The organism is Microcystis panniformis FACHB-1757, assembly GCF_001264245.1.
In the GTDB taxonomy this organism is placed as follows: Bacteria; Cyanobacteriota; Cyanobacteriia; order Cyanobacteriales; family Microcystaceae; genus Microcystis; species Microcystis panniformis.
Window position 1 is genome coordinate 1,894,591 of record NZ_CP011339.1, and the last position, 13,726, is coordinate 1,908,316.

The window sequence follows — 13,726 nt, forward strand, 5'->3', positions numbered from 1 at the left end:
TTTTTCAGTGATCAGTGAACTGATAACTGATACAGCCTTTCCGATCAAGATGAAGTATAACCGAATGTGGTATTGACGACCGCCGACCGACTCCTGACTGCACGAAAAACTTTTTCGGTAAACCCGAAATAATCAAAGGGTGAGCATTGCCCACCCTTGCTAATTAAGCAGTTACTACCGGGGAAGCTAACCGTTTAAAGGTCAATCTTTCATCGGCCACATCGACAAAAATCGTGTCTCCCCCTTTGAACTCGCCGCGCAGAATTGCCTTAGCGATCGGAGTTTCCACATATCTTTGTACTGCCCGTTTTAAGGGTCGCGCACCGTACACTGGATCGTGACCAATTTCTGCTAGATAATCGAGAGCAATATCGGCAAGTTTCAGGGCTAATTTTTGTTCCATCAAGCGATCGCTGAGATTGGCTGTCTGTAGTTTGACAATCGATCGCAGTTGCGCTTTTTGTAAACTATGGAAAATAATCGTTTCATCGATACGATTGAGGAATTCGGGACGGAAACTATTCCGCATTGCTTCCATCACCCGCGCCTGCATTTCCTCGTAACGAGACTCATCACCAGCCACGTCTAAAATGTATTGAGAACCGATATTACTGGTCATAATAATGATGGTATTTTTAAAATCAACCAGATGACCTTGAGAGTCGGTTAAGCGCCCATCGTCAAGGATTTGTAACATAACGTTAAAAACGTCGGGATGGGCTTTTTCAATCTCATCAAAGAGGATGACAGAGTAGGGACGACGCCGGATTGCCTCGGTTAGTTGTCCCCCTTCATCGTAGCCGACGTATCCCGGAGGCGCACCCATGAGACGGGAAACGCTGTGTTTTTCCATGTATTCCGACATATCGATGCGAACTAGAGCCTCTTCCGTGTCAAAGAGATTGCGCGCTAAAGCTTTCGCCAATTCTGTCTTACCAACCCCCGTCGGACCGAGGAAAATAAAGCTGGCCGTGGGACGGTTGGGATCCGATAAACCGGCGCGGGAACGTTGAATCGCTTCGGCCACGGCTGTGACTGCTTCCTCTTGACCGATGACACTTTCGTGTAATTCCTCTTCCAGATTGAGGAGTTTTTCTTTTTCCGATTCGATCAATTTATTGAGAGGAATTCCCGTCCATTTCGAGATAATTTCGGCGATATCCGATTCGAGAACTTCTTCCCTTAATAAACTTTTACCGGTGGTTTGTTTGTCGGCCAATTGAGTTTCTAGGGCGGACATTTGCCGCTGCAGATCGGTTAATTTTCCGAACTTTAATTCGGCGGCACGATTATAATCATAATCTCGTTCGGCCTGTTGAATTTCCAGATTAACTTGTTCGATCGCTTCTTTAACCCCACGAACTTTATCGATAATCTCTTTTTCCCCTTGCCATTGGGCATTTAATCCCGATTGTTCTTCCTTGAGGTTAGCTAGTTCTTTTTCTAACTTTTCTAACCGTTCTCGCGAAGCTGGATCGTATTCCCGTTGTAGGGAAAGTTTTTCCATTTCTAACTGGAGAATTTTGCGATCAATTTCATCGAGTTCTTCTGGTTTAGAAGTGATTTCCATCTTCAATTTGGCTGCCGCTTCATCAACTAAATCAATGGCCTTATCGGGCAAAAAGCGATCGCTAATATAACGATTAGAAAGCAGTGCCGCTGCTACTAAAGCATTATCGGCAATTTTTACCCCATGATGCACCTCATAACGTTCTTTAAGACCGCGAAGAATCGAAATAGTATCGACCACATTTGGTTCATCTACTAAAACCTCTTGGAAGCGTCTTTCTAATGCCGCATCTTTTTCGATATATTTGCGGTATTCATCGAGGGTAGTGGCCCCAATACAACGCAATTCACCCCGGGCTAACATTGGTTTTAATAAATTGCCCGCATCCATTGCCCCTTGAGTGGCTCCCGCACCGACAACGGTATGAATTTCATCAATAAACATGATGATATTGCCTTGGGAATCGGTGACTTCCTTGAGGACAGCTTTTAATCTTTCCTCAAATTCCCCGCGATATTTTGCTCCCGCAATTAAGCCACCTAAATCGAGAGAAATGAGAGTCCGATCTAACAGAGATTCTGGCACATCGCGGTTAATAATACGCTGGGCTAATCCTTCGACAATGGCTGTTTTTCCTACTCCCGGTTCCCCGATTAAAACTGGGTTATTTTTAGTTCTGCGAGAGAGAATCTGAATGGTGCGACGGATTTCGTCATCCCGTCCAATTACGGGGTCTAATTTACCTTCTCGTGCCAATTGGGTGAGATCTCGCCCGTATTTTTCTAGGGCTTCATATTTGCCTTCTGGATTCTGATCGGTCACTTTTTGACTACCTCTGACTTGTTGAATAATTTCTTTGAGTTTGCTTTCGGTAAGTCCGAATTCTTGAAAAATATTTTTACCGAAGCGATCATCTTTAGCGTAACCTAAAATCAAATGCTCGATCGAGATAAAGTCATCTCCAAATTCTCGACGATAATTTTCCGCTCGATCGAGTAAACTATCTAAACTACGACCTAAATAAATCGAGTCGCCGGGGTTAGAGATTTTCGGTTGACGACGGATAAAGTCATCGGTTCGATCCCGCAAACGGGCTAGACTAATATTAGCTTTACTAAAGACACTGCCCGCTAATCCCTCCTGTTCAAGAAGGGCTTTCATTAGATGTTCGCTTTCGATTTGTTGCTGGCTGTTCTGTTTGGCAATGTCCGGCGTTTTGACGATTGCCTCCCAAGCTTTTTCTGTAAATTGTTGTGGATTGGTTGGCTGCATTTTCTATAAGAGATTACTTTTATACCCTAGAGATTATTCTAGATTGACCGGTTTGTTGGCTTCTAGGGGCTTACCGTACCTAGTTCAGGGGGATTTCCCCTCAACTGTGCGATTTAAGCCGCTAAAGTTGATAAGCTGTCAGGGATTTAAACTGCGTCTGGGAAATTTTAGTACAAATGCTCGGATTCTCAACCAAGCTAAAATCTTAAGTAGCTGGTTATAATTAAATTAAAAATGAATTTTAGGTTCGATCCCCCCTGCCCCCCTTGATAAGGGGGGTGCTGATAGGCGGGGGGATCCCCCCTGCCCCCCTTGATAAGGGGGGTGTCTAATAATTTTTAACACCTACCTACTTAATTATTAAAGATGTTCACTGATAACTGATTACTGATAACTGATAACTGATTAATTCCCCCCTAAAATACTATCTAAGCGATTAAAGATTTAACTTTACTGATGATACCAACTGGGTCAATACCTTGGTGGGGGAACTGTTCCCATAAACCGCCACAACCTTCGTGGTGAGTACCGATATAGGCGTATTTAGGAGTTAAACCGCGTTCGAGTAACCAAGAACCATAACGGCTACCTAAACCCGTGCGACGGTTAAATGCTTCTACCACTAAAACAAAGGGAGAACTACCAACTTTAGCGATAATTTCTTCATCCACCCCATTGAGAGTCGGTTTATTAATTAAACCCACGTCGATCCCTTCTTGTTTTAGACGTTCCACTGCATCTAAAGCGCGGTATAAACCATCGCCAAAGCTGATGATATAACCGGCAGTGCCTTCCCGAATTACTTCATCTTTTCCGGGGACAAAGGTGTAACCATCGCCAAAGAAATTATTGCCTTTAGTATCAAGAATATTGGGAGTTTTAGAACGAGTCGAGAAGATAAAACGTAAACCGGGTTGATGGAAAGTTGCCTCGACACAAGCGGTCATTTGTGCCGCATCGGCCGGGAAATAAAGACGGGTTTCGTAACCGTCATCGAGTCCATTATCGGCAAAGAAATTATTCAAACCAAAGTGACAGGTATTATCCGCCATGTCATCGATACCGGAATGGGAAAAATGACATAAAAGATTAGAATAATTCAAGCGGGCCATGGTGATTTCAGAAATACACATTTCTAGAAAAGCGGCAAAAGTAGCGAAAATTCCCTGTTTACCTTTCTCCATACCAAAACCAGCGGCCGCCGAAAGATTGCCCCGTTCCATAATACCGGAAGGAATAAACACTTCGGGATGTTTATCGTGGATAATTTTTAGACCGCAGGAACCCTCTAAATCGCTATCTACTACTAATACCTTAGCCTTGCGTTCTTCCTCGCTCATTTTGCCTAAAAGACTGACTACAGCTTCGCCGAAAACGTTGCGGTTAGAACCCCATTTATCCCCAGAACCGAGGAATTTATAGTCATTAGAAGGCTTCTTAATACTGTTGAGATATTCCACGGCGGTGCTGTGTCCTTTTGCCTCTAAATATTTTAAAGCCAAGGGGACAGAAATCACATCATGACCGTGGTTAGAACCTTCTAAACCTTCAATTCCGGGACACATGGGACGTTTATTAATAATCGCAATCGGGCCCGGAGTATTAATTGCTTCACAGATATTGCGATACAAACTATCGATATCTTCCCCATCTCCCACTAACACTTTTAGACCATGGCCAACGAGAGTTTTGGCCACATCATAACCGGGTAAATATTTGGAGGGATTACCGGCAATCGTCACATCATTATCATCAATAATTAGCTTAACATTGATGTGTTGAGCTACGGCTAAACGGGCAGCTTCCGCGTCATTGCCTTCCTGTTGAGAACCATCGGAACCTAAACAAAAAACGGTTTTTCCGGGGTTAGCTAAAGCGACACCGTTAACGTAGGGCCACATATGTCCTAAACGGCCAGAACTAAATTTGACACCGGGGGTTAATCCTAATTCCGGGTGTCCGGGGAGTTTAGAATTGGCCTCGCGGTAGTGCATTAATTGTTCTGGGGGTAAAGAACCTTCTAACGCAGACATGAGATATTGAGTACCGACGCGGTGTCCCGCTTCATCGAAGAAAATTGGTACAAATTGACTAGGTTGACTGCGGAAAAGAGCATCGAGAATCACCACTTCCGGGACGGTATCGTAGGGGCCGCCGGTGTGTCCACCCACACCCCGGGCTGCACCCGTGGCAGTAAAAAAGATGATAGCATCGCGACAGAGTTGGATATTGGCTTTTAGGGCGCTTCTTTGGTCGTCGGTGAGGGTGGGGTTACTGGGGTCGAGACTGATGGGTTTATAGGCGCTCAAATCGATGGGAAAGGTTGTCATCGTAGATTTTCCTTAATGTAGAGAAATAACTATAGTCAGGGAAATCATAGCCTAGAATGTCACCCGATCGATTGATTGAATAATTTCTTATCATTGATGTAGTCCCTAATACAAAAGTTTTACCCCTGCTGGGATAGCGTCCACGGTGCGGGACGGGGGAAATCTTAAAAAAGATACGGGAAAAAAAGCTGTTCTTGAGGGCAATAGTCCAGAATGGCAGCTAAGACCAAGTAAAAAGGATAACCTTTGACTGTATAGCGTTTCTCACAGGGATGAAGTATGACCTGATTCTCGGTTGATATTACTGCAACCTCTAGCCCAAAAATCAGCGCATAATTAGCAAAAACTAGATTTTTTAAGGTAAAAACTATGTGTTTAGGCATACCGGGACAAATTACAGCAATTATTGATGAAAACCATCATCTCGCTCTCGTCGATGTGGGGGGTGTAAAAAGAGAAGTAAATATTACTTGTATTGTTGATGAAGACCATCCTGCTAATACTTGTGTAGGGGATTGGGTATTAGTTCATGTGGGTTTTGCCATGAATCGAATCGATGAAGATGAGGCGCAAGAAACCTTAAGTTTATTAACACAATTAGCAGAATTAGAGGCAGAATTTAATCATAATTAATGTTCTTAAAGTAGTCACCCATAAATTAATGCTGTTGTCTATCTCTAAGAAATGTAAATTACGGCAATTATTACTGACGACCGACAGCTAAAAATGATAATTAAAGGAGATAAACTATGAAATACGTTGATGAATTTCGTGATCCAGTTAAAGCGTCGGGATTAATTCAACAAATTGAACAATTATCGATAAGAATCTCTGAAAAGCGGGAAAAAGTTACTAAAATTATGGAGGTTTGTGGAGGTCATACCCACTCAATTTTTAGATACGGTATCGAGGCAATACTTCCGGAAACTATCGAATTAATTCATGGTCCTGGATGTCCCGTTTGTGTGATGCCGCGAGGTCGTTTAGATGATGCCATTTTTCTCGCACAACAACCGAACGTAATTCTGACAACTTTTGGCGATACTATGCGTGTCCCTGGTTCCCATTTTAGTCTGCTGCAAGCGCGAGCAAAAGGTGATGATATTCGCATGGTTTATTCTCCTCGCGATGCCTTAAAAATTGCCAGAGAAAATCTCGATAAAGAAGTAATATTTTTAGCATTAGGTTTTGAAACAACCGTTCCTAGTACCGCTTTAACTATTTTAGAAGCGCAAAGAGATGGCATCACTAATTTTAGTTTATTTTCTAATCATGTGGTGATTATTCCCGCTCTGAAAGCTTTGTTAGATAACCCAGATTTACAGTTAGACGGTTTTGTTGGTCCCGGTCATGTCAGCATGGTAATTGGCACAGAACCCTATCAAGTTATTGCCCAAGAATATCATAAACCTGTGGTAGTTTCTGGGTTTGAACCCTTGGATATTCTCCAATCAATTTGGATGGTATTAAAACAATTAGATGAGCAGAGATGTGAGATCGAAAATCAGTATGATCGAGTGGTACAAAATCAAGGAAATAGAGTCGCTTTATCGGCAATCAAGCAAGTTTTTGAACTGCGGGATCAGTTTGAATGGCGAGGTTTAGGAGAAATTGCTCAAGGAGGGTTAAAACTGCGAGATGAGTACAGTAATTTTGACGCGGAGAAGAAATTTACTTTACCCAATCAGCGCGTTAAAGATCACAAAGCTTGTCAGTGTGGCGAAATTCTTAAAGGTGTTTTAAAACCCTGGGAATGTAAAGTATTTGGTACTGCTTGTACTCCCGAACATCCCATCGGTACTTGTATGGTTTCTAGTGAAGGTGCTTGTGCCGCTTATTATAAGTATGGCAGACATCGGTAAATTTTTTTACTGATTAGTTTCCTTTCCCGCGAGGAAACGCTAGAATTTTCAGAGAAAAAATTAACAATCTCTCGATGATAAAAAAATGAAGATCAAAAATAATCTGGGTTTATTTGGCTTAACCACCTCTCTACTGCTAATTATCGCTTCGGAAATCGTTCTTGCTTCCCAAGAACAAACCCTAGAACTGCAACCAAGTCAACCCCCCAGCGCCGATTTTTTCAAACCCGTCACCAATCTAATTAAAGATTTAAACCATCAGGGAGTAACTATCACCGATCCCAATGATCCCATGGCGGTGCGCTACCGAGTCAATACCCCCTGTCCTGGTTGTGCGGTTTATCTAGGCACGGGAGTTGCCAATCCTCGCACCCAGACTAATAATAATGGCATGGGAATCAATTTTGGTCTTGGTTTCACCATGCCTTTTTCACCCTAAATACCGATGACATATTTACGCCATTCGTGATTGTGATTCCCCCTGGTGTGCTTTAATAGCTCAAAGTGGAGACTGCTGTAGGGACGACGTGGCTGGGCGCGTAGGGACATATTGGCCTCTTTTGGTGTACGATTGCCCTTATGCACATTACAACGCACACAAGCCGCCACTAAATTCTCCCAGGTATCACCCCCCCGCGAGAACGGGGAATCACATGATCGATGGTTAATTGTTCACCTCGGTAGAGACAGTATTGACAGGTGTGATGATCTCGTTCGAGAATATTACGACGGGTTAAAGGAATTTCCTTGTAGGGAACACGGACGTATTGCCTAAGACGGATAACAGAAGGCAAGGGTAAGTCACGACAAACCACTTTTCCGTTATGTTCTAGGGATTCAGCTTTTCCTTTCAACAATAAAACGATCGCGCGCCGCCAACTGGTAATATTTAGCGGTTCGTAGGAGGCATTCAACACGAGAACCTTGCTCATAGGTGTCTGGAGATCGCTTGAATTTACCCCGAATGGTAACACAGATAACTGGGATTGGAACCTATTACACTAAATCCGTTGAGTATAGATCTGGTAGGGTGCGTGTTTGCGGCGATAATTTCTGATGAAAAACTAAAATTAATAATCCGCGCCCCACGCACCAACCTTATCATCAAATTGGTGCGTTACGCTTTGGCTAATCCACCCTACTGGACTGTTTCAGCTAATTTGGTGTATTAGAAAAATGCTATAAATTCTATAATCTAAGACTTTAAGCCGAAATCTATTGCCCTATTTTAGCTGAAACAGTCCACTACGATTGATGTTTTTGTTTGAGCGCGATCGTTTATAATCAAAATATCATTATTTTGGAGTCAAAGAAAAATGCGTAAACAGACCATTCAATATACATCTTCTTTAGATGCTTTGATTGCCGTTGCCAAGCGGCTTAGCGTCTATGAAAACCAACATAAAATGGATTCCGAAGATTTTTATAACGAATACAATCAGGGAATATTGTCAGATGATATAATCTTTATAGAATGGGCAAACGATTATCGTCATTACCTTGCTTTGCGTCAAGAATTAGAACAAATATTAAATCATGCTGCTTAAACTTTTATCTGATTACCTCAATCAATTGCGATCGCCGATCTGGTAGGGTGCGTTCCCTGAAACCTTTGCGACTGCGACATGATTTGATATTCGGGAACGCACCACCCTTAAGGTTATGGTTTCGGTTGGTTACGGTGTTGGGGGTTTGGGAAGGAGAATTTAGATTAAAATAGATAACAGATAATTAGCAAAGTCTGCTCATAATGCCGAATATTATCTGGTCGGATTACTTACAATATCGAGCCAAACTGAGAGGATTTGAACTTGCCAAAATAGAAGAGATTCTCAAATACTCTGGAGAAAGGTACTACGATACTGAAACGGGTCGTCTTATTGCCTTAGGCAAGCATGATAATAGTTTAGTAATTATTCCTTATGAATACGATGATAATTTTATAACTCCTGTCACCATTCATGCGACAACACGCCAACAAATTCGATTTCGCCTAACAACTGGGAGATATACTATCCATGAGCAAACCTAAAATGAGATACTTTGAACAAGAAGACATTCTTCATTTAACTATTTCTGATGAACCAGAAGCTAACAGTGTAGAAATTAATCCAAATATTACGGCTGAACTTAATGATTTAGGAGAATTAATTGGCCTAGAGATTACTAATGCTAGTTCTTTTATCCGAGATTCAATTTTAGAGTCAACCCAAGGAAAAATATTAAATTTGTCCCCCCAATGACTTATTGAGTGCGATGCCGAAGGCACTGCCTAGCAGTACGCCGATCTTGTAGGGTGCGTGTTTGCGGCGATAATCCCCGATAAAAAACTCAAATTAACAATCCGCACCCCACACATCAACTTCATCATTAAATTGGTGCGTTACGCTTTCGCGCTTCGCACCCTACAAGATTACTCTTAACTTATTTTTCAGGAATAGCGGATAGGATAGCTCTAAGTGCTTTGTTTACATCTTCAGAATTTTTGAAAACTTTAGCGACATCTGATTCTAAAGTGACAGTTATTTTTGTCTCATTTACCTGAGAAGTAAAACGATTAGGATGAGCCTTAGTATAATTAAAATTATATTCAGGAAGTAGGTCATCTTGTAAATTTTGGTTAGTTTTAGAGTCCTGTGTATTTTTCATAGTCTTGGCGTTCCTTTTTGGTTGTTAAACGTGCGCTGATAATACGAATCATTTGATTTCTTTCAGTAAAACAAACTACTAAAAGGCGATTCTTGTCATCGTGTCCGATAATAATTTCTCGTTTTTCACCGACCGAATGCCACTCATCATCAAAAATGTAGGCTAGAGGATCTCGAAAAACAGCCTTGGCTTCTTCAAAATTGATGCCATGCTTTTTGAGATTAAGTTTTGCCTTAAGGTTATCCCACTCAAATTGTAAGTTCATAAACTCAATTATAGTTCAATCTACCCCTAAACGGTACACTTTTAAATTTTGTCGTTGTCATACTACCAAAGTATCAGAGTTAGAATATAGGGTGTGTTAGGCGGCGATTATCTTTGATAAAAAACCTAAATTAACAATCCGCGCCCCACGCACCAACTTCATTATTAAATTGGTGCGTTACGCTATCGAAAAGCGCATCCTAGGAGTTATTGCGATTGCCTGTAGCTGGGGTTGAGAGTTAAATAGAGCAAATTATAAATTATTAAAGCAAAATCGATGAGAACCATTCCCTTAACTTTAGAACAGCTTATTTAAGCAGTACAACAATTGTCGCCTGATCAACGAATTGCGATCGCCTGATCGGGTAGAGAACAGGGACGTATTGCCTAAGACGGATAACAGAAGGTAGGGGTAAGTCACGACTCCCTGATCACTAATTTTTGATAAGCTAAGAGACAGTAATTATAATTTCGTCGTCAATCCTATGATTTTGCCAGGTAGTACCGTTCGAGTCACCAATCCCGATGATACCTATTATAAATTTGAAGGTTTAGCCCAGCGTTTAAGCGATGGGAAAGTGGCCGTTCTTTTTGAGGGGGGCAACTGGGATAAGTTAGTCACCTTTAATCTCTCGGAATTGGAAGAAGTAATTATTGCCCCCGCTAAAGGCAAAAAATAACCATGCGTCCACCCTTACCGCAATTGGCTACGGATAACCGCCATCCCGATCATATCGCCGAAGTTATCGAGACAACGACGACCGAGTTTTTAGCGCAATGTTTGGAACCAGAGGAGTTAAACTTTCCTTTTATGCCCGCTTTTGGTAGTTGGGTAAAAGCCTACGATGAAGAAACGGGTAATAAAATTTTTGGGATTGTCACCTTTGCCACCACTGCACCCATCGATTCGGTACATCGCGCTAGAGCTTTGGGGTTGTCTTTGGCTGAATTGCGGGAACAACAGCCGCAGATTTTCGCTATGTTAAAAACGGAATTTCGGGCAACTATTGTCGGTTTTGAAACCTTACCCGGACAATTTAATGGCAATGGTGCTGGGCGAGGTTATATCTATCAATATATTCCTCCCCGTCCCCCACAAATTCATCAGGCAGTTTATCAATGTGAGTCGTTGGAAGTAGTTTATTTTAGTGAACAATTAGACTTTTTACGAATTTTATTACAGGTAAAAAATACTCCCGTGGAAGCTTTGGCAGCTGCTTCTATCCGTCAGATGTATCAATTGCGTCAAGCTGATCGACAATGGTTAGTGAATGTGGGCAGACAGTTAAGTGTTTTACTTAAGGATGATTATGATCGCTTGCGTTATATTCTCAGTCAAATTCATATTAGTCCTTAGATGATGGCGTTGTCAGATCAGAAGAGGAAAGATGCAATGCTCCGGTGCTGATTCGGAGCATCTTTCCATTTGACAAAGCCGATTGTAGGGCTAATTCATGAATTAGCCCTACGCCGATTGTAGGGCTAATTCCACTGCTAAATCGAGCGACTCTTGTTCCCCACTTAAGCCCAACTATCGGCACTATTCGTTCATTAAACACTAATTGTCAAGATGCCATGTAATCTTTCCTATCAAAGTAATTTCAGTTCCGGTGCTGATTCGGAGCATCTTTCAATTTGACAACGCCAAAAATGGGTTCTTCGTTACTTGGTATGGTTCTATAGGGTGGCATAAATCGACTAAATCCTTATCTGGTAAGAGACTTAATTGATTAGAACGTAGGTTGGGTTGAAGTATGAAACCCAACGCCCGCATGGGTTACGCTACCGCTAACCCATCCTACAAATAATTGTGCCTCCCTACTTAGTTAGTTATAAATAGTTGACTAGACAAAAAATGTCGATATAATAAATGGTTATGCGGTAACTCTCGCTATTTTTAGCCTTGATTGTAAACCCTAGATAGTTTAATTGATCGCCCCTTAAGAAAATGGCAATACAAACAACCTTTGCAGAGATTCTAGAAGCAGCCGAGCAACTTCCCCTTGAAGATCAAGAAAATCTCATTCATATCTTACAGAATCGTCTTCGAGATCAAAAAAGAACAGAGTTGGTTAGAGATGTTCAAGAAGCTCAACAAGAATTTGCACAAGGTCAATGTCAACCCCTGACACCTGAACAAATCATGGAGGAAATCCTTGCGTGAATTTTGTTTTATTACGCTCGAATATATTTATTAGAAATGCTCGAAAAATTGTGAAAAAACAGGCTTTTTTAGTTCAAAATATCCAAGAAACTTTAGCTTTATTATCCGTAGATCCATTTCAACCTCGATTAAGAACACACAAATTAAAAGGGGAGCTTAAAGACTCTTACGCTTGTAGTTTGGGCTATAATTTAAGAATTGTCTTTAAATTCGTTGAATATGAGCAGAAACAGGCAATTCTTTTAGAGTCAATTGGGACTCACGATGAAGTTTATTAGTGCGGATGATTATTGCGCTCAGTTTGCAGAAACCGAACCAGAATCAAGATAAAAACCTAAGATGCCTCATTAACAGATATTTCAGCTTTTTTGAGCGCAATTTGCCATTCTAAGTCAGCTATTTCTCGATCGAGTTCGGCAATTTCACTATTAACTTGCTTTAAATCGGCGATAATTTCTTGTTTACTGCGTTTTCTACCGTAGATAGCCAGTTCATCCTCTTGTAATTTCTCAAGGATAGAGTCTAGGGAAGCGGTTAAATCGGCCGAGGGACTATCCATAATACCTAAACGCATTAAGACCTGTACCGCTTTGACAACGTCTTGCTGATAAGCTTCTCTAGAGGGGTAATCTTGGGGGTTTTTGAGATTTAAAGCGTCAATGATATTCATATTCCATCTTATGAAGGTTAAATGCGAAACTGTGATTAGGTCACACTTATATACCTCAAGTTTCTGAGAAATTCCCTAACAGGGATTGCAATATCTTTTATTTTAGAGTAGAAATGATTGATTGTCAGTAGCGGTTATTACTTTACAACAATTAAAAATTTTTGTCTGTTACAATTTATACAAAATGCTCTGGGATTACCCCGACTGAAAACTCAAATCCGATTAGTGATCACTGATCACTGATTGCTGATAAGATTGTTACGAAAATATAAACACGAAATTCTATAGTTAGCCATGACCCAAAACGGAAGCTCGAAGTCGATCGTAGTCTCTCCCTCGATCCTATCGGCGGATTTTAGTAAATTAGGAGCCGATATCGAGGCTGTGGATAAGGCAGGAGCCGATTGGATTCACGTTGATGTGATGGATGGTCGTTTTGTCCCGAATATCACCATTGGACCCCTGATTGTCTCCGCTATTCGTCCCTATACGAAAAAACCTTTAGATGTGCATTTAATGATCGTGGAACCGGAAAAATATGTGGCTGACTTTGCGAAAGCGGGTGCTGACATTATTTCTGTTCACGCTGAACATAATGCTTCTCCCCACCTCCATCGTACTCTTTGCCAAATCCGCGAACTCGGTAAACAAGCGGGTGTGGTATTAAATCCCTCCACTCCCTTAGATTTAATCGAATATGTGCTGCATTTGTGCGATTTAGTCCTAATTATGAGCGTTAACCCCGGTTTTGGTGGCCAGAGTTTTATCCCGGAAGTTGTCCCCAAAATCCGTCAATTACGTCAAATCTGCGATGAAAAAGGCTTGGATCCCTGGATTGAAGTGGATGGCGGCTTAAAACCGGCTAATACTTGGCAAGTTCTCGAAGCGGGCGCTAATGCGATTGTAGCAGGTTCGGCGGTATTTAATGCCCCCGATTACGCGGCGGCGATCGAAGGTATCCGTAACAGCAAACGTCCCCAACCTCAATTAGCCACCGTTTAATTG

16 protein-coding genes and 1 pseudogene are annotated in these 13,726 nt (G+C 41.7%); 11 read left to right on the forward strand and 6 right to left on the reverse strand.

Annotated elements, in window-relative coordinates:
* Positions 1-163 precede the first annotated feature (163 nt).
* The gene (gene clpB / locus VL20_RS09135) at positions 164-2,782 is read right to left on the reverse strand and encodes an ATP-dependent chaperone ClpB (RefSeq protein WP_052276307.1); all 2,619 of its coding nucleotides are present in this window, start codon (positions 2,780-2,782) and stop codon (positions 164-166) included.
* 428 nt (positions 2,783-3,210) lie between these two features.
* Positions 3,211-5,112: a transketolase C-terminal domain-containing protein gene (locus VL20_RS09140; protein WP_052276308.1), complete on the reverse strand. Its 1,902-nt coding sequence runs from the start codon at positions 5,110-5,112 to the stop codon at positions 3,211-3,213.
* Positions 5,113-5,481: 369 nt separating this feature from the next.
* Here VL20_RS09140 and VL20_RS09150 point away from each other — a divergent pair, with 369 nt between their 5' ends.
* The 3 genes from VL20_RS09150 to VL20_RS09160 all read left to right on the forward strand — a co-directional run bounded on the left by VL20_RS09150 (position 5,482) and on the right by VL20_RS09160 (position 7,413).
* Positions 5,482-5,745 (forward strand): HypC/HybG/HupF family hydrogenase formation chaperone, encoded by a 264-nt coding sequence (locus tag VL20_RS09150; protein WP_002785547.1) that lies wholly within the window; start codon positions 5,482-5,484, stop codon positions 5,743-5,745.
* A gap of 116 nt (positions 5,746-5,861) precedes the next feature.
* Entirely contained in the window at positions 5,862-6,974 is a 1,113-nt protein-coding gene (gene hypD / locus VL20_RS09155; RefSeq protein ID WP_052276310.1) for a hydrogenase formation protein HypD, read from the forward strand.
* Between the two features lie 85 nt (positions 6,975-7,059).
* Positions 7,060-7,413, forward strand: a complete 354-nt coding sequence (locus VL20_RS09160; protein ID WP_052276311.1) for a hypothetical protein — start codon at positions 7,060-7,062, stop codon at positions 7,411-7,413.
* On the opposite strand, the pseudogene VL20_RS09165 reads toward VL20_RS09160, so the two are convergent.
* Positions 7,410-7,906, reverse strand: a pseudogene (locus VL20_RS09165) (HNH endonuclease). The gene VL20_RS09160 and the pseudogene VL20_RS09165 sit on opposite strands and share 4 nt — an antisense overlap.
* Positions 7,907-8,290: 384 nt before the next feature.
* On the opposite strand from VL20_RS09165, the gene tumA reads away from it, so the two are divergent.
* The 3 genes from tumA (at position 8,291) to VL20_RS09180 (ending at position 9,217) form a co-directional block, all read left to right on the forward strand.
* The gene (gene tumA / locus VL20_RS09170; RefSeq protein ID WP_002785543.1) at positions 8,291-8,521 is read left to right on the forward strand and encodes an antitoxin TumA; all 231 of its coding nucleotides are present in this window, start codon (positions 8,291-8,293) and stop codon (positions 8,519-8,521) included.
* 203 nt (positions 8,522-8,724) lie between these two features.
* On the forward strand, positions 8,725-9,006 hold the full coding sequence (locus VL20_RS09175) for a hypothetical protein (protein ID WP_052276312.1): 282 nt from the start codon (positions 8,725-8,727) through the stop codon (positions 9,004-9,006).
* The gene (locus tag VL20_RS09180) at positions 8,993-9,217 is read left to right on the forward strand and encodes a DUF2283 domain-containing protein (RefSeq protein WP_002766959.1); all 225 of its coding nucleotides are present in this window, start codon (positions 8,993-8,995) and stop codon (positions 9,215-9,217) included. Before VL20_RS09175 ends, VL20_RS09180 begins: the two co-directional genes overlap by 14 nt.
* Before the next feature lie 181 nt (positions 9,218-9,398).
* Here VL20_RS09180 and VL20_RS09185 read toward each other — a convergent pair whose 3' ends face one another.
* Together VL20_RS09185 and VL20_RS09190 are read right to left on the reverse strand one after the other, a co-directional pair.
* Complete coding sequence (locus tag VL20_RS09185) at positions 9,399-9,623, reverse strand: hypothetical protein (RefSeq protein ID WP_002785537.1); 225 nt, start codon at positions 9,621-9,623, stop codon at positions 9,399-9,401.
* Complete coding sequence (locus VL20_RS09190) at positions 9,601-9,888, reverse strand: BrnT family toxin (protein WP_002785531.1); 288 nt, start codon at positions 9,886-9,888, stop codon at positions 9,601-9,603. Before VL20_RS09190 ends, VL20_RS09185 begins: the two co-directional genes overlap by 23 nt.
* A 484-nt stretch (positions 9,889-10,372) precedes the next feature.
* Here VL20_RS09190 and VL20_RS09195 point away from each other — a divergent pair, with 484 nt between their 5' ends.
* The 4 genes from VL20_RS09195 to VL20_RS09210 all read left to right on the forward strand — a co-directional run bounded on the left by VL20_RS09195 (position 10,373) and on the right by VL20_RS09210 (position 12,329).
* Complete coding sequence (locus VL20_RS09195; protein WP_002759298.1) at positions 10,373-10,567, forward strand: NAD(P)H dehydrogenase subunit NdhS; 195 nt, start codon at positions 10,373-10,375, stop codon at positions 10,565-10,567.
* 2 nt (positions 10,568-10,569) lie between these two features.
* Positions 10,570-11,244, forward strand: a complete 675-nt coding sequence (locus VL20_RS09200; protein ID WP_002759297.1) for an HAS-barrel domain-containing protein — start codon at positions 10,570-10,572, stop codon at positions 11,242-11,244.
* 591 nt (positions 11,245-11,835) lie between these two features.
* Positions 11,836-12,051, forward strand: coding sequence for a hypothetical protein (locus tag VL20_RS09205; RefSeq protein WP_012268295.1), 216 nt, complete (start codon positions 11,836-11,838; stop codon positions 12,049-12,051).
* On the forward strand, positions 12,048-12,329 hold the full coding sequence (locus VL20_RS09210) for a type II toxin-antitoxin system RelE/ParE family toxin (protein WP_072926821.1): 282 nt from the start codon (positions 12,048-12,050) through the stop codon (positions 12,327-12,329). The genes VL20_RS09205 and VL20_RS09210 overlap by 4 nt, the downstream gene beginning before the upstream one ends.
* Positions 12,330-12,385: 56 nt before the next feature.
* Here VL20_RS09210 and VL20_RS09215 read toward each other — a convergent pair whose 3' ends face one another.
* Positions 12,386-12,721 (reverse strand): hypothetical protein, encoded by a 336-nt coding sequence (locus VL20_RS09215; protein WP_052276313.1) that lies wholly within the window; start codon positions 12,719-12,721, stop codon positions 12,386-12,388.
* Positions 12,722-13,015: 294 nt separating this feature from the next.
* Here VL20_RS09215 and rpe point away from each other — a divergent pair, with 294 nt between their 5' ends.
* Positions 13,016-13,723, forward strand: coding sequence for a ribulose-phosphate 3-epimerase (gene rpe, locus VL20_RS09220; protein WP_002736739.1), 708 nt, complete (start codon positions 13,016-13,018; stop codon positions 13,721-13,723).
* Positions 13,724-13,726 lie beyond the last annotated feature (3 nt).